The 23950-nt window shown below is 45.5% G+C and carries 21 protein-coding genes and 1 riboswitch; of the genes, 9 read left to right on the forward strand and 12 right to left on the reverse strand.

The window, feature by feature from the left end; genetic code table 11:
• Positions 1-3: 3 nt before the first annotated feature.
• The 3 genes from GA520_RS11090 to GA520_RS27145 all read right to left on the reverse strand — a co-directional run bounded on the left by GA520_RS11090 (position 4) and on the right by GA520_RS27145 (position 3758).
• Entirely contained in the window at positions 4-1065 is a 1062-nt protein-coding gene (locus GA520_RS11090) for a hypothetical protein (RefSeq protein WP_163341130.1), read from the reverse strand.
• A gap of 959 nt (positions 1066-2024) precedes the next feature.
• A complete protein-coding gene (locus GA520_RS11095; RefSeq protein ID WP_240910283.1) occupies positions 2025-2750 on the reverse strand; it encodes a PEP-CTERM sorting domain-containing protein in 726 nt (241 codons plus the stop codon).
• Positions 2751-3470: 720 nt separating this feature from the next.
• Positions 3471-3758, reverse strand: a complete 288-nt coding sequence (locus tag GA520_RS27145) for a transposase (RefSeq protein ID WP_370362796.1) — start codon at positions 3756-3758, stop codon at positions 3471-3473.
• A 202-nt stretch (positions 3759-3960) separates the two neighbouring features.
• On the opposite strand from GA520_RS27145, the gene GA520_RS11100 reads away from it, so the two are divergent.
• From GA520_RS11100 to istB, 4 genes are read left to right on the forward strand one after another with little or no spacing between them, the layout of a single operon-like run.
• Positions 3961-4533: a hypothetical protein gene (locus GA520_RS11100; RefSeq protein WP_205749431.1), complete on the forward strand. Its 573-nt coding sequence runs from the start codon at positions 3961-3963 to the stop codon at positions 4531-4533.
• Entirely contained in the window at positions 4445-4831 is a 387-nt protein-coding gene (locus GA520_RS11105; protein ID WP_163341153.1) for a hypothetical protein, read from the forward strand. The genes GA520_RS11100 and GA520_RS11105 overlap by 89 nt, the downstream gene beginning before the upstream one ends.
• The gene (gene istA / locus GA520_RS11110; protein WP_163341155.1) at positions 4828-6291 is read left to right on the forward strand and encodes an IS21 family transposase; all 1464 of its coding nucleotides are present in this window, start codon (positions 4828-4830) and stop codon (positions 6289-6291) included. Before GA520_RS11105 ends, istA begins: the two co-directional genes overlap by 4 nt.
• The gene (istB, locus tag GA520_RS11115) at positions 6284-7030 is read left to right on the forward strand and encodes an IS21-like element helper ATPase IstB (RefSeq protein ID WP_163341158.1); all 747 of its coding nucleotides are present in this window, start codon (positions 6284-6286) and stop codon (positions 7028-7030) included. Before istA ends, istB begins: the two co-directional genes overlap by 8 nt.
• A gap of 71 nt (positions 7031-7101) precedes the next feature.
• On the opposite strand, the gene GA520_RS27150 is transcribed toward istB, so the two are convergent.
• The 3 genes from GA520_RS27150 to GA520_RS11125 all read right to left on the reverse strand — a co-directional run bounded on the left by GA520_RS27150 (position 7102) and on the right by GA520_RS11125 (position 8717).
• Positions 7102-7605 (reverse strand): DDE-type integrase/transposase/recombinase, encoded by a 504-nt coding sequence (locus GA520_RS27150; protein WP_163341096.1) that lies wholly within the window; start codon positions 7603-7605, stop codon positions 7102-7104.
• A gap of 87 nt (positions 7606-7692) precedes the next feature.
• Entirely contained in the window at positions 7693-7959 is a 267-nt protein-coding gene (locus GA520_RS11120; RefSeq protein WP_163341094.1) for a transposase, read from the reverse strand.
• A 524-nt stretch (positions 7960-8483) separates the two neighbouring features.
• Positions 8484-8717 carry a hypothetical protein gene (locus GA520_RS11125; RefSeq protein ID WP_163341092.1) on the reverse strand — a complete coding sequence of 78 codons (234 nt, stop codon included), beginning with the start codon at positions 8715-8717 and terminating at the stop codon, positions 8484-8486.
• Between the two features lie 282 nt (positions 8718-8999).
• Positions 9000-9073: riboswitch (cyclic di-GMP riboswitch) on the forward strand.
• Between the two features lie 85 nt (positions 9074-9158).
• Here GA520_RS11125 and GA520_RS11130 point away from each other — a divergent pair.
• The 4 genes from GA520_RS11130 (at position 9159) to GA520_RS11145 (ending at position 13586) form a co-directional block, all read left to right on the forward strand.
• Positions 9159-10928, forward strand: a complete 1770-nt coding sequence (locus tag GA520_RS11130) for a SpoIIE family protein phosphatase (RefSeq protein WP_163341090.1) — start codon at positions 9159-9161, stop codon at positions 10926-10928.
• 102 nt (positions 10929-11030) lie between these two features.
• Entirely contained in the window at positions 11031-11528 is a 498-nt protein-coding gene (locus GA520_RS11135; protein WP_163341088.1) for an HPP family protein, read from the forward strand.
• Positions 11529-11553: 25 nt separating this feature from the next.
• On the forward strand, positions 11554-12891 hold the full coding sequence (locus GA520_RS11140) for an SLC13 family permease (protein WP_163341086.1): 1338 nt from the start codon (positions 11554-11556) through the stop codon (positions 12889-12891).
• A 266-nt stretch (positions 12892-13157) separates the two neighbouring features.
• Positions 13158-13586: a bacteriohemerythrin gene (locus tag GA520_RS11145; RefSeq protein ID WP_163341083.1), complete on the forward strand. Its 429-nt coding sequence runs from the start codon at positions 13158-13160 to the stop codon at positions 13584-13586.
• Between the two features lie 89 nt (positions 13587-13675).
• Here the strand turns inward: GA520_RS11145 and GA520_RS11150 are convergent, their stop codons facing one another.
• From GA520_RS11150 to GA520_RS11175, 6 genes are all read right to left on the reverse strand, one after another.
• A complete protein-coding gene (locus tag GA520_RS11150; RefSeq protein WP_163341080.1) occupies positions 13676-14464 on the reverse strand; it encodes a carbon-nitrogen family hydrolase in 789 nt (262 codons plus the stop codon).
• Positions 14461-15621, reverse strand: coding sequence for a cystathionine beta-lyase (gene metC, locus GA520_RS11155; protein ID WP_163341077.1), 1161 nt, complete (start codon positions 15619-15621; stop codon positions 14461-14463). The genes GA520_RS11150 and metC overlap by 4 nt, the downstream gene beginning before the upstream one ends.
• A gap of 145 nt (positions 15622-15766) precedes the next feature.
• Positions 15767-17248 (reverse strand): IS5 family transposase, encoded by a 1482-nt coding sequence (locus GA520_RS11160; protein ID WP_370362722.1) that lies wholly within the window; start codon positions 17246-17248, stop codon positions 15767-15769.
• 228 nt (positions 17249-17476) lie between these two features.
• Positions 17477-19132, reverse strand: coding sequence for a hypothetical protein (locus tag GA520_RS11165; RefSeq protein ID WP_163340055.1), 1656 nt, complete (start codon positions 19130-19132; stop codon positions 17477-17479).
• A 599-nt stretch (positions 19133-19731) separates the two neighbouring features.
• On the reverse strand, positions 19732-21348 hold the full coding sequence (locus tag GA520_RS11170) for a fumarate hydratase (protein WP_163340056.1): 1617 nt from the start codon (positions 21346-21348) through the stop codon (positions 19732-19734).
• 162 nt (positions 21349-21510) lie between these two features.
• Positions 21511-22794, reverse strand: a complete 1284-nt coding sequence (locus GA520_RS11175) for a U32 family peptidase (RefSeq protein ID WP_205749382.1) — start codon at positions 22792-22794, stop codon at positions 21511-21513.
• Positions 22795-22911: 117 nt separating this feature from the next.
• On the opposite strand from GA520_RS11175, the gene mnmA reads away from it, so the two are divergent.
• Complete coding sequence (gene mnmA / locus GA520_RS11180; RefSeq protein ID WP_163340057.1) at positions 22912-23946, forward strand: tRNA 2-thiouridine(34) synthase MnmA; 1035 nt, start codon at positions 22912-22914, stop codon at positions 23944-23946.
• The last annotated feature ends 4 nt before the right edge of the window (positions 23947-23950 follow it).

Genomic DNA, 23950 nt, shown 5'->3' on the forward strand with positions numbered 1-23950 from the left:
AGATTATTCTAGTCCTGCCGAGACCCTCAACATATTAATGGCTTCCACCACCCCTATATGTGAGTCACCGTTTATGTCAGGGCCAACATTTGACAGATCGGGAGTGGCTCCTGTCTGGGATTGCAAGATGGCTATCGCATGTTCCACTGCGCCATCAGGATCATTCCATCCTGCCAGGCTTGCCCAAAGCCACCAGGCTGCATAACCTTTTCTGTTCCCGTTCAAATGCTGACTGTGCGCAGCCCCAGAAATCCACCAGTCGACACCTTCAGTGTGATTATCCTGCCAATCCAACGCCCAGTTGCTCTCCCGCGAGCCGTTACCGTCGTTGTCATAGTCGCAATTATCGTTACCCATTAATTCCATATAATTTACCAGACCATCGGGATCGTAGCTTTCTATGTCGGCAAAATCGTACAGCACTTTGTTATTCTCGCGGCAATAGGTGCGGATCTGCTCGTTTCTCAGGTGCAGGTTTCCTGTTGCACCACCTCCGTCTAGGTGACCGGCCATATAAATGAACACAATGCCAGGGTAGTCTTCCTCAAGCTCGGACATCGGTTGGAGATAAGTACTTATCATGGTCTCTTCAGTACGACCGGATGCCTGGCCACACCAGGACCAGATGATAACATTGACGTCAGAATGGCTTGTTCCCCTACCTGTCGCTGGGTCAGGGTCACCAAGGTATGCCCTTGTGTTATTGAGCCACTGAGGGTAATAGCCGACATCACCACCCATGGCATAATCATCAAGATCCAAGGCACCTTGTAGAGGGCCGTCATTCCAGATATATACACCGGAGGTTGCTCCATTGGAGGACATAAAAACGTCCAACTGGTTACTCGCCCCCCCCATGCCTGCAATGAGCTGGCTACCATGTGATGTGTGACCATAAGCAATGTGCAACTTTTCTTTTGCTAGGATGATTGCAGACTCAGGAACCTGCCAGAGGTTCGTATTGTTATGGTCGATAATCAACGGGGTCGATCTGGCACCATGGCACGGTTGCCAACCTCCTACCATCACCCCAACTACTAATAACAATAAAAAGAAATTCCTCATAAAATTCCTCGGCTCACTACATATTGTTCGTTACGCATCTTCCTCAAGCATTATCGCTCTTTCAGCTGAAATGATGAGAATAAAACACAGCAAACCGCCATCAGTTGCAACTAACTCCGACCAAACAGTAACAAACAATCTTGCCGAGAGCAATTTTTCTATTTCATTTCGAGCTGTTGGGTGGCATTAAATTATGCATATTTCTAATTTTCTATATCCGCATATTAGATCACTATGGGGTGACCGATAGTATGGTAGGCCCCATCAGGAGTCCAGGATGTTTCTGTTGACTCTGGCATGGTCCATACTACTCTAAGATCTTGTCATTGATGAATTGCTGGGATTGGCAGGTAATACCTCTTAAAATCTGGATACAACTTCAACTTGATATATTTCTTGGCTCGTCTAGCGAATTACACTAGGAATTGGCAACTTGATCTCTCGAGAGTCACTGAAAACCGCCGTAGATAAGCATTTTGACGGATAGTTAAACATTACCAGCAACTTCTGAAGAAAATTATACTGCTTCAGCACTTCTATGTTCATGCTTATTTTCAGGTGTTAGCAGGGACAGCCCCCACTTTTTTTTCTTTTTAACTTGTCGATACGTCAGTTCTGCCTGGCAGAGAGCCTCAGCACTTACTCTTATGCTATAAGGACGAATGTGAGTTCGCCTATAGTTCCAGAAATGGAGCAACTTGTTCAGGTGTTTTTGCTGAGAGTACAATTGAGTGCGGGGACGACCTGCAAGGGAACTAGGTTAACATGACGATCCTGCCAAGCTATTGATCCTGGCAAGAGATCTCTTCGATCCACACTGCACGATACAACAGTGGAATTGACCAACGGCAGATTGTTCTCCTGTGCATGATTCTATACGAGTATTGAGCATCAGTCTCGCAATAAAAAAGGCAGAGCCATTACTGACCCTGCCTGAGTGGTACCCTTCTTCATGTAGCTTATTTATTTTGCTTACGCCTGTAACCAGCGAGACTTGCAAGGCCTGTGCCGAAAAGGAGCATGGTTGTTGGTTCGGGAACTGGTGTGCTACTTACACTCACACTATCCACTCTGAATTGTGCCCACCCTTGCCAATTGCTTGTGTCCCCATCATATTGTGAAAATTCTCCACCTCCACCAACGTATTTGGCTAGGTTAATCGATTGAGGTAATCCGTTTGGGTCATAACCGTCAAAAAGGTCATGCTCAAATAGCAAAGTCACGTAGAACTGTATTTCATCTGTTATGAAGGGATCATGAAAACCGAGAACTACAGCGTCTAGCGGAGTGCCACTATCCACACCTATATTAAGCCAGCCAAGCTCTGGTGAAGCCCAGTCTTCCACTAAATTATCATTAAATTCAAAGAGGACATAATTGGAAACATAGCTATCCCCATTAGAAAGCGATGCACTATTTTGATATTTAACACCACCATCATTCAGTTCATAAACCGTCCATCCACCATCATTTGTCCCAATGTCAGTTGCTATAGTGGTATCTAATTGGTAGCTTGCTTCATACACAAAGTCTGCTCCAACATAACCTGCCAATGTTCCTGAGGTATTATCAGGAACGACCTTTCCAGTGATAATAATATTTTGTAGTGGAGTTGCTTTTGCTAGAGGAGTCAATAAGAAAACACAAATAGCTACAAAGTATAGTTGCTTCAGTAATTTAAACATGACTAATCTTTCCCTTAGTATAGAGTTAAATAGCAAAATCCAAGGAGTAGCCCCCTCCTAGTTAAATCAAATAGTTAAAGCCCATATGCCAGCCTAGCAAAATAGGAGTATGCGGTCAATAGGTATAACTACCCATATATGCAGGAATTATTATCACTCACGCTAGGCAATTACCTTGAAGTGATGAAATATATTTTCTTTATTTCCATAAGTACAATGTTAATTAATATTTCTATAACATAATAATATCGCTGTGATTGTAAGACCATTTGTCACTAATAATATTAATAAAATTCAAGGTTCTGCACAATGATTGTGCAATTCATACCTGAATATTATTCTTAGCAGCTTTAATTAACCTTCGATGGTTAAGTAGGAAGATTAATTCCAGCATCTCGGTCCGGACACTCTGCATTTTGGCTGATATGTTCTTAGGCAACATGAAGATTTCCACGGTAGAACCCACCAGGGCTCGAACCGCCCTCTATGCTTTTCATGGAAGGACGAGCGTGACCGATACTACTCTCGAACCATTCACGACCTCAAGGTTGTAGAATGGTCAACACTATTTTCGTATCTGTCATTGATGAATTATTGAGATTGGCAATCACCACCTCTTAATATCTAGATACTACTTCGACTTGATATGTTGCCTATTTTTCCTCATGCGCCAACTTTAATGGCGATGAGCAACCCAAGCTTTCTATACCAGTTTGAAAGTTAGTGTTTTTCTCTTTTTAAAGCAGCTTTTCTTGTTTTTTCTCTGATTTTCTTCACATATCTCGCAGGCGAAATACCATTCAGCGCTCCATGCGGTCGTTCAGTGTTATATTCCTCAAGCCAAGAACCAATTACACGCCTCGCTTCCTGGACTGAATAGAAAAGCCATCTATCAAGGCAACCATCACGGAAAACTCCATTGAAACTCTCATTGTGTCCATTCTGCCAAGGGCTTCCAGGGTCAATGTAGCGCGTTTTTACACCAATCTGCTTGAGCCAGTGCTGGATCTGCTTTGATACAAACTCTGGGTGTCAGCGGCGTTCTGGAACTACCCCTAACCGGGCGGCTTGAAAATACGTAATCCGTCTTCTTCGTTTTACTTCTCACCAAGTGTGTAACACTCTCTTCTTCCTGCTTCTTTTTCTTCCTTTTTTCTTACCTGTTACAGTTCAAAATCAGTAAACATATCCCTCAGGAGGACACAGGGATATGGCACGGTCACGACGACGGAAATGTAAGCATTGCCGGGAGTTATTCATCCCGGATCATCGTAACAGAAATAAGCAGCGCTACTGCTCCAAACCGGAATGCAGGGTGGCAAGCAAAGCTGCCGCCCAGGAGAAGTGGCTGCAAAAAGAGGAAAACAAAAACTACTTTCGGGGACCGGATAATGTCCGTCGTGTACAGGCATGGAGAGAGCACAATCCAGGGTACCGGCAAAAGCAGCGATTAAGACGAAATGCGTTACAAGATCACTCGTCTGGAAATAACAAAAGAAAACAAGAGGATAAGCCAAAGTTAACGAAAGAGCCGTTACAAGATCTCTTGACGAGCTATCCCATCGTACTTGTGGGCCTATTGGCACATTTTAGCGGTTCACTGTTACAAGATGACATTGTCCATACCGGCCTTCGTCTGCAACAATTGGGGCGGGATATTCTTACCGAACCATCAATAGATAAAGGAGGTCGTCATGACAGTAGAAAAACAACCCATACTTCCGCACATGATCCGCAGGGTGCCGGAACAGTTCAGCTGGCTGGATCACCGCCTGGTCCGTGAGAAGTACATCGATCAGCTCAGCCACCAGGCATCGGCGCTGTACTTGTTCCTGGTTACGGTCTCAGACAATCAGGGACTGAGTTATTACAGTGAGAAAACCCTGAGCAAGCGGCTCAACATGGACACTCTCAGCCTGGCGGAAGCCAGGAGTATTCTGGTGCAGCACCGCCTGGTCGCGTACCGGAAGCCGTTATACCAAGTGCTGGCCCTGGAACAGCCCAGAGAACTGGCGCAGACGGATTCCGAGGCAACTTCACTCGGACAGATCCTGCAGCAACTGGCGGGAGGGGTACGATGATAACGTACGAGCAGTACTGCCGGATAAAATCCTACAGGGAAGAAGGGTTGAAAGCGGGTCAGATCGCAGAAAAGCTTGCGCTTAACCCCCGTACCGTCTCCAAGTGGATGGAACGAAATGGCTACCAGCCAAGGTTACCGGGCCATCGGACAAGTAAACTCGACCCCTATAAATGCGACATCCTGTCCATGCTGGAGCGACACCCTTTTACCGCCGCCCAGGTTTTCCAAAAGATCAAGGATCAAGGTTTTGACGGAGGCTATACCATCGTCAAAGAGTATGTCCGGAAAGTCCGGCCGAAACGGCATAAGCCTTATCTGAAGCTGAGCTTTGGCCCAGGTGAGTGTGCACAGGTGGACTGGGGCTCTTATGGCTCCATTCGCGTTGGAAGCACCCGGAGGCGGTTAAGCTTTTTTGTCATGGTGCTCTGTCACAGCCGCATGATGTATGCGGAGTTTACCGTCTCCCAGACCATGGAGCACTTTCTCGGTTGCCATCAGCGTGCCCTGCAGTACTTCGGCGGCGTACCCGACAAAATCATGGTCGATAACCTCAAGTCGGCGGTGCTGAGAAGGGTCACCGGACAAGCCCCGGTATTCAACCCAAAGTATCTGGATTTTGCAAACTACTACGGCTTCACCATTGTTCCCTGTGGTGTCGGTAAAGGTAACGAGAAAGGCATCGTAGAGAATGCTGTCGGTTACATCAAGAAGAACTTCCTGGCGGGACTCGATCCCGGTGACTTCAAGACCGTAAATCCGGCCGCTGCCCACTGGCTCGCCAACATTGCCAACGTCAGAAACCATGGGGAAACACGGAAAAGACCGAAGGATATGTTCGCAGAGGAGCAGCTGTCCGGGTTGCCGTCCGAACCCTACGATATCGGTACGGTCTCCCAGATACGAGCAACCAGCCAGTTCCGCATAACCCTCGACACCAACCGTTATTCCGTCCCGGCGGAATATGCCGGAATCCGGCTGACGATGAAGACCTACCCGGACCGACTCTGCATCTATCATGACAACAAACTTATCGCCAGGCACACCAGAAGTTACGACAGGCATCAGGACATAGAGGATCCTGATCACCCGAAAGCACTGCTGCAACAGCGCCGTAAGGCTAAGGATCAGAAGGTCCTTATGCGCTTTCTGGCCCTGTCTTCACTCTCGGAACAGTACCACCAGGGGCTTGTCGAGAAAAACCTCAACACAATGCATCATATCAGGAAAATCGTCGGGTTATCGGAAATCTACTCGAAAGAGCGGGTGGCACGAGCCATGGCGGATGCCTTGGAGTTCCGGGCTTTCTCCTGTGACTATATCGCCAATCTCCTTGAGCAGAGAAAATACTTCACAGAACCACAGGGTGCCCTGCACCTGACCAGATCTTCCGACCTCCTGGATCTTGAACTCAAAGAGCCAAATATGGACGTGTACGCAAAGGGGAAAAAGGATGAATAGCAAACCGCAACACCTCACAGAGCAACTCGACTATCTCAAGCTGAGATTTATGGAAAACAATCACGAAGAACTTGCAGCGACGGCGGCCGGAAACGGTTGGAGCCACCAGGAATACTTTGAGCAACTTATCCGCGGGGAGACAGATCTGCGCTGGGACAATGCCATTCAGCGCCGGATCAGAATGGCTCGCTTCCCCGTCATTAAAACCCTCGATCAGTTCGAGTGGAACTGGCCGGAGCAAATCAACGAAATGCAAGTGAAGCACCTCTTCCGGCACAACTTTATTGCCGATAAAGCCAATGCCATCCTCCTTGGCGGCGTCGGCCTGGGTAAAACCCATCTTGCAACCGCTATCGGCTATGAAGCTTGCCTGCGTGGTTACTCCGTACTGTTTACTACGGCGGTTGATGTGATCAACACTTTGTCCGCTGCTCAAACAGGCGGACAACTGAAAACATGTCTAAAAAAATATCTCAAACCTTCCTTGCTGATACTCGACGAACTTGGGTACCTGCCAATAGATAAACGAGGAGCCGATCTGCTCTTCCAGGTGATCAGTAAACGGTATGAGAATGGAGCGATACTCATTACATCAAATCGGGCTTACAAGGACTGGCCGGCTATCTTCAATGATGATGCGACACTGACATCGGCAATGCTGGACAGACTCCTGCATCATGCGGATACGGTTGTTATTGAGGGGAAAAGTTACAGAATGAAGGCGCAGGTAGAAATGTAAAAAGGAAAGAACCAACCGTCGCCGGTGGTCGACTTACGGCGGCGGTTAAGTCGTGTTTAACGGCTGCACTTTCAAACCGCCGTTTCTTGGTACTTCGACGCCGCCGCTAACACTGGGCCGTTATCACTTTTAATACATGTTGGAGCCCCCCATTTCGCAAATAGATCCTGGAGAACACGTTGAATATGACCAGATGTTATGGAACGTCCGGTGTCGATACTAAGACCATATCGGGTAAACTCGTCAATTACCGTCAAACATCGTATTCGTTTACCGCAAGCAGTTTGGTCGGAGACAATATCATCATAACTCCATACGTGATTAGGGTATTCAGCCTTGCTCAGCTGAGCTGTACTTTTTCCAAATAACCGCTTTTTCTTCACCTTTTTAATAACCTGCAACCCTTCATGTTTCCGAATCAAACAAATTCGTTCTCTGCCTACACTCCAACCTTTTTCTTTGAGCTTGTCGTATATTTTGCGATAACCAAACCGTGGATATTTTTCAGACAGAAAGTGAATTTCCTTTATCAGCTCTTTGTCCCGGTTTGGTTTTGTTCCTTTTCGTAGCTCGATTAACGTTAATGATACGGCATGAACGCCTTTCGCTTACTCGATAGGCAGATTGAAGATAATCAGAAACGCAGCGAAGACTGGCAAGGCTCACAACTTTTTTGATACAACATCCTTCAGCATACGGTTATCAAGTGTCAACTCAGCAACGATCTTTTTCAGTTCTGTATTTTCCTTTTCAATGGCCTTCAGACGTTTTGCATCGGAAACTTCCATACCACCATATTTGTTTCTCCAGCGATAAAATGTCTGTTCGGTAACATTGTGTAGGCGACACAGTTCCCTGATATTATTGGCTGCCTCTCCTTCCTTCAGAATGCGTATGATTTGTTCCTCAGAAAAACGTTTTCTCTTCATTCGTTGCCTCCAGTTGATTTGTTCGTAAGTCTAACATATCAACTGATATATAATCCAAGGGGCTGGTCAGCGAGGCTTCGAGGTTGTTAGGCAGCAAAGAAGATTGTCGTATAGAGTTGGTCCGAGTCTCACGGTCTAGTTCATGACCACTAGTACTCTCAAATCTTCCCACAGGTGCCAGGTTATATTTGTGTGGTTGCCGTGGTGGCTTTTTGCGTTCACATCATGTATAAACAACGTTTTCTCCAAACGCCTATACACCTAATATTACTAAACAATACAACACACACTCGTCCTCTCGCGCAGGGAACAGGGGTTCGAGTCCCCTTGGGGTCACCATGAGCAAATTCAAGGGTTTCAACCGATTTGGTTGGAACCCTTTTTTTATTGCCCTCACCCCATCCCCACTAAAAACACATGCTGTTCTGGCCATTTTGTTACTTTCCCAAAATGGTTTACGGTGGTGGTAGTTTTTTAATCACCAGATGTTGCGCCGTTGGCATAAGCTGCCCATGAGTCACATATTAATTGAATTGATTGGGTAATTTATCTTCGAGTATTAAGATTATATCCCGGTCTTTTTTCCCCATATAGTCATAGCCGCCGCTGATCTTGATTTTCTCCATAGCGAACATATAAGCGTTTTCAGGAGATCTTTCTTTGCTAACATCCTTCAACCACTCTTCGTATTCCATTTTAAGTTGTCTCTCAATCACGATGTCTCGAGCTATTTCGATATCACCTTTTTTCTTGACCATTGTAGTTTCCTTTTACTTTTTCTCATATTTGATACGCCCAGGTGTTGTAACCTAATCCAGTTTTCAAGATCTGGAGCGACATTTTCCAGATACCATTTCTTTGTTCAAAATTGCTGTCTCTCTCATTACCTAAAAGCTTATGAACAAGATGGGTGTTATGAAGTTATTTATTTCATATGACCTTGTCCAGGAGCTCTACTTTTTCTTTTTCCAGGGTGAGTACAGTTTGATTATACCCTTCAACATTTTGACTCCCCCAGGCCATTATCGTATAATTTATGTAAAGGTAAAAGTAAACCTATCGCGCGATAAGGACAGAAAGCAACGGGTCTTGCCAAGACAGCCGGGCTGCTCTTACGAATACTAGGCCCGGCTTTGTAATTTTTTGAAACTCATTCTTTAATGCTGTAGAGATCTGACCCTCATCACAGGAGTATTCTGATGATGACGACAAAAGGGGAAAAAATACTGACCGATTTAGGATTCACAATTAACGAATCCCTTAACATCATGCAGATGGGAGTAACAAAAAACTTTCCTGAAGATGTGATAGTCCTGAAAAATTGTTGTCAAAGTGAATTCCTGTATCTCATCCTTGAAGGTCGGGTCGAGGCTTGTTCTATTGGCGCCGCAGGTGATTTTATGAGTGTTGCCAGGTATGGTACAGGTGACTATTTCGGTGGGTTTGAATCTGACAGTATTTCTCAGGTCACTTCGGTTAAGACGCTTGAACCAAGCTCATTTCTTTTGTTACGAATTTCTGACCTGAATGCCTTATTGCCAGAGGTTAACACCTTCGCAAAGCAGGTATTTGATAATCTGCTTTCAGATGTTGCAAGGAAAAAAAATGAATTGTCTGAATTAGTTCTGCAGAAAAGGGCATTCAGTGCGATTCTCAATGTTATCTCCAACTCCCCTTCAAATCTTCGATCCCTGCTGGAAACAGTTGCTGAAAATGCTGCACGATTATGTGATGCAAACGATGCCTCAATCCTTCAGGTCGAAGGCAATGAACTAAGATTGGTTGCAAAATATGGCGAGACACAGTTATGGCCTATAAGAGGTGCGAGGACTATTAATCGGGACTGGGTGACAGGTAGAGTGATTATCGACCGCAAGCCAATTCACGTACTCGACCTGCAGGCAGAGAAGGATGAATTCCCGGAAGGTTATGCCATTGCAAAGAAATGCGGTCATCGAACTATATTTGTTGCTCCCATGATCCGCAAAGGTGTACCAATAGGCGCCATTTTAATTCGGCGCTTTATTGTCAAGCCATTCACACAGAAACAGATGGAACTCGTTGACACTTTTGCTGCCCAGGCTGCAATCGCCATTGAAAACGTCCGGCTGTTTAAGGAAATCAAACAGAAGAGCCGAAAACTCAATCTTCAATCAAAAGAACTCATACAATGGAACGAAATTCTGGAATCGCGGGTCTCTGAGCAGGTCACCCAGCTTGAGCAGTTTTCAAAAATCGAACATGAGCTGAATCTGGCACGTGAAATCCAACTAAGCATGCTACCACGCTCTTTACCTCATCTTAAGGGGTTCGAGTTTTATGCCAACATGATCCCTGCAAAGGCGGTTGGTGGAGATACGTATGATTTTATCCCTTTGACAAACGATTCTATAGCAATAGCAATTGGTGATGTCGCCGATAAAGGGGTTCCGGCTGCATTGTTTATGTCGATGGTGCGCAGTTTTGTGAGAGCTGAGACAAAGCCAGGAGTGTCACCCCAAAAAGTACTTCAAAGGGTCAATCGCCATATTGTAGACATGAATGATAAAGGCGTCTTTGTAACGGTCCTTTTAGGGCTTTTAAATTCTACATCTCAACAATTTACCTATTCACGTGCCGGACATGAGAGACCTCTCTTGATAGATGACAAGGGGCTGATAAAGCAACTCGGGAATGACAGGGGGCAGGCGCTGGGCGTTTTCGATACTGTCGAGTTGGAGGTTCAGGTTATCGATTTTCCTAGTGACCATATGCTGATTCTTTATACCGATGGAATCACGGACGCAATCGATCGGCAAAACAACATATTTGGAGTTGCCGGTATTTATCGCACAATTAACAGAATGCCGAAAACGTCTGCCTCAAAAGTGGGTAAAGGGATAATCGAAGCGGTCAGAAAACATCAGTGTGGTACTGAACAATTTGACGACCTGACAATGGTGATAGTGCGGTCTCTCTCTATGCAGTGAGGGTGGTCATCCTGAAATGCACTTCTCCCCCTTTACCCCTTTCGGTTGCTGGTATAAAGTGCTACGATAATTTGTATCCCTTTCTTTTAGCTAGGAGTTATTATGAATGTTTCCAGTTGCATGAGAACCAAACTCCTCTTGACCGATCCCGCTCGTCGCTACAAGGAATTGCTGTGTATGATAGCAAGACAGGAACAGAGGCAAATTTATGTCGTTGATAAAGAGTATCATTTACTCGGAATCATAACTTCTTTTGACCTGATCAAGGAGATCGTCCCCTCATACATGACTGCCGATCTTGCCCGCTCCCTGACCGACAGTGCAGATTTTATACAGAAGCAGGTGGAGAAGGTTCGGGACATATGTGCCAGAGACCTTATGGTAACTGACTATATTTCCTTACACCTTCATAGCCAGTTGCTTGAAGCCGACGCCCTTGTTGCTCAGGAAGGGTGCCATGCCTTTCCCGTAGTGGATGAACATGGCAGACTGCTTGGCGAACTGACTCGCCTGGATGTTCTGATCCGCTTTGCTGATTATTGTCTTAAACCAGATCTTATTGTACCGGAACTCTTTGATCTATCAACTGTTAAACTCTGATAAAAGGTCCCAATAAAGGTATTTCATGTTTTGGATCGCGACCAGCATATTCCTGGTAACCTACGCCGCCATCATCTCAGATAAATTCCATAAAACCAAGGTGGCTCTTCTGGGGGCGGCCTTTGTTCTTATCTCGAAAGTACTTCTGCAGCATGAGGCCTTTAACGATGCAGATCTCGGTGTGGATTGGAATGTTATCTTCCTGCTCATTTCCATGATGATCATAATTAATATCATGACAAAGACCGGGGTCTTTCAGTATGTAGCCATTAAATGTGCCAAAATCGCAAAGGGTGAGCCATTTCAGATCATGACCCTTTTTGCCGTAATAACAGCTATCGGTTCTGCGTTTCTTGATAACGTGACCACCGTCCTGCTGCTCGGGCCTGTCACCTTGCTAATAACCGATCAGCTGGAGATTGATCCTATCCCTTATCTTATTACCGAAGCCCTTGCTTCAAATATCGGTGGAACTGCAACCCTCATCGGCGACCCGCCTAACATAATGATTGCCTCCAAGGCGGGTTTGAATTTCATGGATTTTATCGTTCACTTGACCCCGGCTGTTATCATTATCTTTCTCATTTGGATGTTTGTTTGGAAAATTGTCTTCGGTAGCCGTTTGTATGTGAAGGAAGAGTTGAAGTTGCGAATCAGATCTTTGAATGAAAAAGAACAAATTAAAAACCCGCTGCTGCTGAAAAAGTCATTGCTCGTTCTAGGGTTCACTATTCTCGGCTTTATACTGCATGGTTTCCTTCATTATGAGCCTGCGACTGTCGCCCTTATGGGGGCGGCCACTCTTTTACTCATATCGGGCGAGGAACCTCAAAGTATCCTTGAAGAAGTTGAGTGGCCGACAATTTTCTTTTTTATCGGCCTGTTTATAATCATCGGCGGTATCGTCAAAGTGGGGTTAGTGGCCAGGATGTCAACCGCGATGATCGCCGTTACCAATCCGCAGCCGGACGATATGACTCTGTTAGCTATGGTAATGCTTTGGTTTTCTGCAGTCTGTTCTGCCATCGTCGACAATATTCCTTTTGTGGCTACCATGAATCCGTTGCTTATTGATATGATTCACCAGGTCTACAATATACCAGCTGGTGAAGCTACGGCAGAAAGTATTCAGCATACGGCGATGATGCCAGTCTGGTGGGCATTGGCGCTTGGAGCCTGTCTCGGTGGCAATGGCTCACCCATTGGTGCGTCGGCCAATGTGATTATTGTTGGCATGAGTGAAAAAGCGGGTCACAGGATTAGTTTTATTCGATTTTTAAAATACGGTCTACCAGTGATGATTCTGACCATTTTTTTATCCATGGGTTATGTCTATATTCGTTACTATTTACTTAGCTGGTAGTTGGTAAAACAATATTGATAAAAATACTATTCAAGGCAAATAGCCCTGTATGCTACGACGTCATTTTCTTTCTTCTCTTCAACATTGTTTGGATTCAAGAATTGCAGGATAGTAACTAATCCACAAGTAACGCCCCGTTTTCACCTGACAAACCGATCGAATCACCCCAGCAATTGCTCTGTCACCATAGATACAATCTTGACTTGTGCCACAAAGTAACAATATAAATAATAATAAATATTAATAACCCGCTGGAGGTGATGTATATGTTTGAATGGAACAAATCATTGGATATCGGCTATCCTGATATCGATCAACAGCATCAACAATGGATAGACCTATTAAATAAATTGGAACATCAATTACTCAACGGTACTTCAAAAAATGAAAAAGAAAATAGATTACTGATATTAAAAGACATTCTTGATTTCACCTCGACCCATTTCAAGAACGAGGAAGAGATCATGAAACGCTGCAATTATCCTAACATCGTTGAGCATTATCGTATGCACAAGGATTTTCACCAGAAAGTGTATGACCTGTACAGGGAGGTCCTGGATGGAAATTACGTTTTGGACTCTGAGTTGATCTCGATACTGAGAAACTGGTTTTTAAGCCACACCCAAAATGAGGATAGAAAAGCATTCCAATACTGTTCTAAATCAAAATTATCAGCACCTGACGTACCACACTAAACTTCAAAAAACGTTCGAGGGCTGTTTAAAACAGGATCACTATTTCTTACACCTCATCGAAGATACCTTCTTCTTCACGTTCGCCCCATTCACCCCATATTTCTGTAGAGATCAGGCTTCCTGCCATCTACTACCGGAATTGCCTTTCGAACTTCTGCAACCTCGTCAAGATCGAGGGAAACTGTGGCATAGCTCTCTTCCACTCCTAATTCTGTAAGGATTCTTCCATCAGGTGCCACTGCCATAGAATTACCGCCATGTCCGTCCCTCGTACCGGCAGCGTTTACACCAATAACAAAACATTGATTTTCAATGGCCCTCGCCCGAAGAAGAATTTGCCAGTGAGTAATTCTTTTCATGGGCCATTGACCACTAATGATCAAAATTTCAGCTCCAGAGAGGCGAAGGTTATGAAGTAATTCGCAAAAGCGCAAATCATAACAAATGGCAAGACCGATATGTCTGCTTTCGATCTCATATTTGCAAATTTTGGTACCACCAATAAGATAACGGTCTTCGTGAAACATCGGCACCAGGTGTATCTTGTCATATTGGGTTACTAACTCACCTTTTGTATTGATGACCTGGGCTCGGTTAACAATTCCATCAACTGTTTTTGCGGCCACAGACCCACCGGCAAACCACACTCCGTAGGCACGTGCAATTTCACCAAGAAACTCTGCCTCGTCATCACCATTCTCGCTTGCAAGCGTGGCTAAATCCTGAAGTGCATAACCTGTAGACCAAAGTTCAGGAAGAACAATCAAGCCTGGCCTGGCCTCCTGCTTAACGACACGTTCAACGAGCCTTCGGGTAGTACGAAAGTTTGCAGCCTTATCAGCCTTAACAACATCCTGCTGGACAAGTGTTATATTCATACCGTTCTCAACTCTCTGGCTTTACTCTCCGATTTTACAAAACTGTTTTTAAAAACCTTCAAACCATCTTCAAGGTCGTTTTGTAGTGCATCCACGTCTTCAAGTCCTACATGAAGACGAATGACTTTTTTCCCAGCTATCATTTTAGAAAAAGGGCGGTCATATTCCCCTATGGTAACAAGGCTCTTGAAACCACCCCAGCTAAAGCCTATTCCAAATAACTTAAGTTTGTCCAAAAAAAGAGACACCTTCTCTTCTGAATAATCATCTTTCAGGGTGAACCCGAACAGACCGGATGAACCACTAAAATACTTCTTCCAAAGGGCATGTTGTGGATGCTCCTCCAGGGCAGGATGTAGAACCCTATCAACAAGGGGATGAGATGCCAGCCACTCTCCGAGCCTCAAGGCTGATCTTTCATGTTGCCTCAAGCGAACCCCAAGGGTATGCAGTCCCCTCAGTGCAAGATAACAATCCTGAGACGGAGCGAACAACTCCATCGTAGTATAGAACGCCTCTACCTGCTTCGAATATTCTTCATTTGTCGTCACGGTACCCAGCAAGACATCGGAATGCCCTGAGATATATTTGGTTACAGACTGGATTACAATATCGACTCCATAGTTAAAAGGATCCAGAAACAGGGGCGTCGCCCAGGTGTTATCAAGAATTGTACAGATCCCCTTTGAACCGGCGATTGCAGCAACCTGCTCTATATCCTGAATCTCAAAGGTATTTGAACCGGGAGCTTCCAGGAAGATAAGTCGGGTATTTGCCTTGATATAGTTTTCAATATCTTCACCAACGTTACCGGGAATCACCTCAAACTCGACGTTATACTTTGCTAAGATCCTGGAGCAGAACTGAGCAGTCGGACCATACACATTTTCTACGACCAGGATATGATCTCCACTCGAGGTTAAGGCCATCAAAGTATTCACAATTGCACTTATCCCTGAAGGGAAGGCCCGAGTCAAAAAACCACCTTCAAGTGCGCATAACTTTTGTTCAAACTCCCGCTGAGTCGGCAACCTATCAGTTCCATAAGTGATTCCATCATAGGATCCATCAGATATGGCCAGCAGGTCCTGATACGAATCAAAGAGAACTGTCGAGCCACTATAAACAGGTGGATTAATCATCCGGATATTTTTCATCCTATTTTCTTTCCTCTATTTATCGGTTGTTGGAGGTGATGTGTACACCCATGAGCGAAATACAGGTGTTGTTATTACGGCAGGCATTGTCAGATGAAAGAAGTCCACCATTAATTAGAGCCTCCTCAGAAAAACACCGTCCATATTACGCGGCAACGAGCCCGGCAGTGATCCGCATGGAGAAATTGCCGAAAGCAACAGCTAAAACCTTGGTACAGAGTCTGAAAAGTAGAGCCAACAACGATAGCGCAAGATTTTTACTCAACTTCTTGAGCAGAACCATGAGGTTCATCACCAAGAAGATACAGTTGATCCATGCTTCTGAGGTCTTTTGCAGCTTGGCTCGGATATAGTTGAGTCGGTAGCCGTTTTTACCTTGCCCGAACTTACCTTCAATCGGGATTCGTTCCCGACTGTCCTGGATTCGCTGTTGCTTCATTTTTCGAATCTTTTCTGTATTCTCTGCCGATTGCTTTGGGGGACGGCCAAGTGCTTTACCGCCAAAGCGAATTCCTTTTTCCTTGAGGTACTTTCGGTTATCTCGCGAGCCATATAACTGATCAGCCAGAACAACCTCTGGGTAATGACCAAACCGCTGTCGATAATCCTCCACCTGCTTTTTCAAATCCTTACTCTCATTGAACGCATCCCAACCGATATGGTCAACAAACGCCAGGCCGTCTTTCATACTGACACTGATCTTGGCGCCGAATTCAGTTTTCTTGCTTGCCTTGCCGCGCACTATCGGACGAACATGGGGTTGAGATATGGATACGATTCTGTCATCACACCTGTTTTGCCGGTTTCTGTACATTCCGTCCTGCTGCGAATACAAATGCTGAATGATCCAGTATTGCCGTTGCAGGCCATGCGGTAAGGGAAAAGGAGCGCTTCCCAAAGAGTCAAGCAGGGACGATATGTGCTTTAAGTTTCGCCTCAGGTACTGCAATTGCTCACGCAGCGCGCGACGGCGAACCTTCACGCTTGGCTTTTTGTTTTTGGCAATCTTCAGATACTGTTTTCTCGCTTTACGGCGATAGGTCCTCGGCTTCTTAGTGTAGTCACTCAGAGCATACAGTTCATCGATCAGCTTCTCGGAAATCTCGCGAGCCTCATTGAGTAAGCTCAGATCGGTCGGGTAACGAATCGCCTGCTCCGCAACTGTGGCATCGAGAAGCAGTTTCCCTCGATTTTCCTCTTTCGCTTTTCCTGTACGACGGGGCTTACCTATCTTTTCGAGGATAACTTGTTCAAATCCGGCAAACACTTCAGACCCCATCCGTTTTCGGATATCTACAAACAAGCTGGCCGCAAACGGTGGCTTATCCACATAACTGCTGAAGCCTACAAAGTACTGGAGGTACGGGTTTTCCTGGATCTGCATAACCGTCTCCTCGTCACTCAGAGTCAGCTTATGTTTGATGATCATTGCCCCTATCACCAGTCGCGCATCTTTACCAGGTCGCCCCTTTCCCGGATTCATAGTCTTGTAATAGCATGTAGCCAGGTCATCCCATGGGATAACTTCGCTCCATTTCACCCACCGGTTTTGCGGATTCAGCGAACCACCAAAGGGGAGGCTGAATCCATCCAAACTGAGTTGCTTACTGCTCGTATATCGAATCATGTGCAAGCCTTTTGAGGTATATGTCGTTGAACTTCTACATATTATACCAGATACAAGGAAGGTATGCTTGCAATTACAGTCGGTTATCTATTTCTAAGGAGAATCTAATTAGTCCTGAAGAATTAACTGTAATCGCATTGTGCCTATCAGGCTGCCGTAGATATTGCGCTCAAGCTTTTCTTGATAACGGGAAAAACCATTGTCATCCAATATATACCGCACTAATAATCAAACACTGCGAGGGATGTGCTGTAAAGCTATAAAGATAAAAGAATAAGTAGAAAGAAGAAATAACCAAAGCGAGAACACCCCAACCCAGCGTTCGGAAAGGTGGTGCCGAATAAGGCCAAAAACGGCCCCTGCCATGCCGATCACAGGAAAGAGATATCTGCCCTGGGGTTGAAAATCACCGACCCAGGAATGATACAACGACGATGCAGTAAGCAAGACAGCCAAGACAATTGCACCTGAACATATTAATCGAACATCCATGCTGCCAAAAACAACAATCACACCAACAACATAACAGAGAAAGGCAATAATCGACCATTTAAAGGCTTTATAATAGCTTGTATGGGCATCAATCTTGAAATATCCGTAAAGGCCAAAGGAGGACTTAAAGGTCTTTGTTCCCCAGTGGTATACATTCACCATATCCTTGAGTGACACCCCTCTCTCCTTCATGTGGAGAGTAAATACTTGTTGTTCAATGGGTACTCCGTCGTAATCATGTTTATTGTCAGAGCAAGTGGCCTGGGCTTTTTCCAAAAGAGCTTCCCGCTCAAAGCCATTCACGGTATAGTCAGCCACTTTCTTTGATCCATAAACCACTAACCCCATGCAACATATAAGCAACACTCTCATGACGTATCTTTTTCGGTTTTCGCAACCAACCCTGCTAAAAAAGAAAATAAGGTAACACAACAGAGTGAAAAGAGTAAATGCAAGATAGTTGTGCTTAAGCAGCAACAGTAAACCGAACCCAAGGCCACACACCAAACCGTACCAGAGAGGGGTCTGTTCGTCCCTTGTAAAAAGGTATCTGTTGAGCATACTTTCTTTTCTTACAACCTGGCATCCTGCAACAAAAGCCAGGGTCAGGGCGAAAAAACCGGAGTTACAATAACTAAACAAATACCAGATCTGGGGCGACAGTAAAAGTGGCAGGGCCACTACCCTTGCCGGGACACTTTTCAGCGTATACAGAACAAGGAAGAACAGGGTTATAACACCGAACATTCTCTCATTTTTATATTTATCATGAAAAAATGGCTCCGTGAGAAAAGCTACTTTCCCCGCGACAAGGTAATAAATTTCATCTGCATTCAAACGCGATACGCCGTAAGGACTATAGGTACAACTGATTTCTTCAGACAGGATATGAGGAGGAAGCCAGTTTGATTTGTAGTACTGAGCCGCACCTGCATGGACATATTCATCAGGATGAACATTTCCCCTGCTGACAAATGCCATAGTGGCCACGAGCACCAGTACTACAGATAGAAAGACCGGAACAAAAAGGAAATCAGTAGCCAGAAAGCCAAGGGTGTAGTAACAGAGGAGGGAAAATGACAGCAAGGCAAGTAAGATCGCTGCTTCACGCCCATAATTATAATCAGCCTTTTCCAATTGCGGGAAAAAGATCAGGGCAGGATCATCTCCAGAGGAAACAATATGAAAGATATCATTTTTTATCCATTTTTTACGTATCTGATCACCCAGTTGTAACCCTTTGAAATCCGCCGCTGTTGACAACCGAATCGGACTATACCCTTTCTGGCGTATAACGATTGAATGTACAGCGACCTTTCCCTCATATTCATGGGTATCGATGCGCAACCGTTCAACCTGCTCCATATCAGTCAGGGAAAATTTGTACTTCATTTTTTTCCCTGATATCCAAACTTTTGCCATGTTTTTTTCCGCAAAAGGTTCTCCCGCCTCAGCCCAATAAATCTTAAACCAGCAATTCTTCTCAGATTGAATCGTCAGGTCAACCTGGGCCCTGGCAAAAAACAAAAAATAATAAAGAAGTGTTACAGCTGTACACACAAACAGCAGAAACACAATTCTTTTAGAACCTTCCGTCATCTCAGTATCCACTATTTTTCATAATGATTACAAAGTCAAAGCCAACTGCACTGACAGGAGATTACTCCCGAGGCCTGGCACACTTCATCATCAGTACAGGAAAGCTAACAGATAAGAAACACTTTGGAATAGACGAACCGCCCCCCGGTTCCGGGTAGTGACAGTCTCCCGCCCTGCGTTGCGTCTTCGGGATTATGCCATTACACTCCCTTTCCATGTTAAGAGTGGTATGAAATTTACAGCCTTACTCTCCCAACAACAATAGTTTTTTATATATAGAAATGACACTCACAATATAACAAAGGGGCACCATCTAGGCTGCCCCTTTGAAATTGAGTTGATAGGTCCCCTTGATTATTGCTCCATACTTATCATATGGGGGATGGCACGAGCTACATCAGGCCTGTGAAAAAATCGTTGCCCTTATCATCCACCAATATATAAGCCGGGAAATCCTCGACTTCAATTTTCCATACAGCCTCCATGCCCAGTTCAGGATAATCGATACACTCCACTTTTTTGATATTTTCTTCAGCAAGTATAGCCGCAGGACCGCCAATGGAACCAAGATAGAAACCACCATTTTTCTTACAGGCATCCGTTACCTGCTGTGACCGATTCCCCTTGGCAATCATCACCATGCTGCCGCCTTTGGCCTGAAGCAGCCCAACGTAACTATCCATACGGCCTGCTGTTGTTGGTCCAAAAGAACCGGATGGCTTACCCGCTGGAGTCTTAGCCGGACCAGCGTAATAGATCGGATGGTTGCATAGATAATCGGGAAGATCATTTCCGGCATCAAGAATCTCCTTAAACTTGGCGTGAGCGATATCCCGCCCCACAACAATGGTTCCTGTAAGCATTAGCGACGTCCCCACCGGGTGCTTGGTAAGCTCTGCAAGGACATCTTTCATAGGCATATTCAGATCTATTTTCACCCCATGATCATGCTTTCCCCTGTATTTATCAGGTATGAGTCTTCCAGGGTTGGTATCCAGCTGTTCGAGCCAGAGGCCCTCTTTATTAATCTTCGCCCTTATATTCCGGTCAGCAGAACAGGAAACACCCATACCGACAGGACAGGATGCACCATGCCTTGGGAGCCGGACAACACGTATATCGTGAGTAAAGTACTTCCCACCGAACTGTGCTCCGATATTGGTATCCCTGGCGGCCTGTTGGAGTTTTTCCTCGAGCTCTACATCACGGAAGGCACGGCCATGCTCGTTCCCTGTTGTTGGCAATGTGTCATAATATTTGGCAGAGGCAAGTTTAACCGTTTTAAGATTGGCTTCTGCACTCGTACCACCAACAACAAAAGCAAGGTGATAAGGGGGACAGGCTGCAGTCCCGAGGGTTTTCATCTTTTCAACCAGAAAGTTCTCAAGTGTTGACGGATTTAACAGAGCCTTCGTCTCCTGGAACAGATACGTTTTATTTGCACTTCCCCCACCCTTTGCAATAAACAGAAACGAATATTCCGAGCCTTCGACCGCATACAGATCAATTTGGGCAGGCAGATTCGTCCCGGTATTTTTCTCCGTATACATATCAAGAGCTACAGTCTGCGAGTAACGCAGGTTTTCTTCTGTATACGTTTTGTACACCCCTTGAGAGAGAGCTTCAGCATCGTTGGAACCGGTCCAGACCTGTTGCCCCTTCTTGCCCATAACAATGGCGGTACCTGTATCCTGACATATCGGCAACTCAAATTGTGAGGCAACTTCAGCGTTCCTCAGAAAAGCCACGGCAACTCCCTTTTCATTCATTGATGCTTCATCATCCTCAAGGATTCTGGCAACCTGCTCATTATGGGCGGAGCGTAACAGGAAAGAGACATTCTTCATGGCGAGATTGGAGAGTGCTGTCAAGCCAGCAGGGTCAATTTTTATGATCTCCTGACCGTTAAAGGTTTCGACCGATACATATTTTTCGGATCCCTCGACTTTCGCGTATTTTGTATCGGCTTTTCCCAGGGGAAACGGTTCCTGATATATAAAATCTGCCATGCCTCTCTCCTTCTTTGCTGTGGGGATTGCACTTGTAGATAACACTGTTATCCAAAATGCTTTTGTAGACTCTTCAACAACGCGTAATTTCGTTTAATAATCGATTACTGTTTTACCCCGCCCATGGTCTAAACGCCAGACCTTTTTTACCCATGACCGAGCTCACCCTGCGGTTTTCACAATTTTCCTGCGCAAAATTGTATGAATCGGATACTCCGGTGCTACCGGATCTGTCTGCAGCAGAACCCTGTTACCGGGATTGGCTTTTTCCACCTTATTCCCTTCTTCATCATACATACCAACAATCCTTGTGGATTTTACACCAAACCCTTTCCCCATAAACTCCACCTCTTCTCCGGGAAAGAGGGTGTTGCGTATTTCCACAAAATGGCTTTCACCAGGCCTACGTATGACTGCAACAGGCTCATAGGTCTGTTCAACGCGTGAGGTGATATAATTCATCTCCCCCTCTCCCGGCTTCTCATGAATGAAATTATCACTGACTCCTCGCGTTCCTGTCTTGAGTAATTCTTCCATGAACTCTGTGGGTAGCGAAATTTCATCAGGTCGCAACCACTGTTCAGCCGGAAGCTCTTTCAGGTAATCAAGAGCCGCTCTGTAGATACGTACCACCCCACCTACATAAAAGATCGACTTCATTCGCCCTTCTATCTTGAGTGAGTCGAGCCCACTATTTACAAGTAGCGGTAAGGTCTCCAGCAAACAAAGATCCTTGGCGTTAAAAATATACGTACCCCGTTCATCCTCCTCAACCGGGAATAACTGACCAGGCCTTTTTTCTTCGACCAACTTATAACTGTAGCGGCATGGATGCGCGCAATTGCCTCGATTTGCGTCACGCCCAGTCATATAATTTGAGAGCATGCACCTGCCGGAATAGGAAATACAAAGTGCACCATGCACAAACACCTCTATTTCAGCACTTATACTTTTCCGTATCTCCTGCACTTCCTGAAGCGACAACTCCCTGGCCAGGTTCAGTCGGGACACCCCCTGTGTCGTCCAGAACGAGGCGGAAGCATAATTTGTCACGTTAGCCTGAGTCGAAAGATGTACCGGGAGATCAGGAACATGTTTCCTGGCCTCAGCCAGGATACCGGGATCTGATACGATAATGCCGTCTGCCCCCATCCCTTGAATGTCTTTCAGATATTGGGCAAGTCCAACAAGGTCTTCATTATGGGCCAGTATATTTACCGTCACATATACCTTCACACCATGCTCATGACTGTATTGTATTGCCTCAGCCATCTTGTCCATACTGAAATTTCCGGCCTTGGCCCGGAGGCTGAATTTTTTTCCCCCGAGATATACTGCGTCGGCACCATAATGCACAGCGGTGACCAGCTTTTCAAAATTACCTGCTGGAGCAAGGAGCTCCGGGATTCGTATGGTCTCTTCTTTGTTGCTTTCTTTTTCTGTCATTGTCGATTAATCTGTAATGTCATTTTCATGGAAAACCGAACGTACCTGCGCCGGTTTCAGAAAGGGTACAACCCACACTCTTAATAGATGAACCCCGATACGATTGCAAGAAATTCAGTGAACCCCCAAAAGATAGGAATAGCTATGAGCGGTGGGGTTGATTCAACCGCTGCCGCCCTCATTTTGAAAGAGATGGCTGTGGTCAAAGGTTTTTTCATGCGGCTCTCCCAGCCTGATTACGATGAACAGCTTGAAAAGGTAACCGCCGTTGCCGACCAACTTGGAATCGATCTTGAAATAGTAGATCTTCGTGCCTCCTTTCAGCAAAAGGTGCTCGATTACTTCAGGGAGAGTTATTTTTCGGGTCTTACTCCCAATCCGTGTATGGTCTGCAACCGGGAGATCAAATTCGGATTGTTCCAGGAGGCAATTCTGGGAGCCGGAATGGACGCTATGGCCACAGGCCATTACGTCCAACTTATCAAGGATTCGACAGGGAACCATCTTCATCAGGGGGTCGATCCACTCAAGGATCAATCCTACTTTCTGGCACGACTGCAGAGGGAACAGCTGGAGAAAGTAATTTTCCCACTCGGCCAATTTCACAAAAAAGATATCTATACCCTGGTTGGCGAACATGGTTTCCATGGCTTTGGCGGGACCGAAAGCCAGGATGTCTGTTTTTTCGGGGATGTGACAGTGGGTGATTATCTTGCAGCCCACTACCCTGCGCAGGTACAACCAGGCCCTATTGTTACTGAAAACGGGAAGACACTCGGCCAGCACCAGGGTCTCTTCCGTTATACCGTCGGCCAGCGTCGCGGCCTGGGCATACCTGACAGTACTCCCTGGTATGTGGCGGGCATGGACACAAACACAAACAGCCTCATTGTCTGTAAAGACGAAGAGCTCTACAATAAACGTATTCAGATAAAAGGCCTGCACTGGCTGCCGATGACACCACCACAGCAGAACAAAAAATATACAGTACGCATCAGGTATAGCCACCGGGGGTCGTCAGCCAAAATTGAGAACCTTGAAAACCACACGGCCACCCTTCTGTTTGACCAACCTCAGCGTGCCGTTACACCCGGGCAGTTTGCTGTCTTTTATACCGATACCGAACTGCTCGGTTCAGGTATCATCCTATAATAGA

Source organism: Desulfopila sp. IMCC35008, from assembly GCF_010646885.2.
In the GTDB taxonomy this organism is placed as follows: domain Bacteria; phylum Desulfobacterota; class Desulfobulbia; order Desulfobulbales; family Desulfocapsaceae; genus Desulfopila.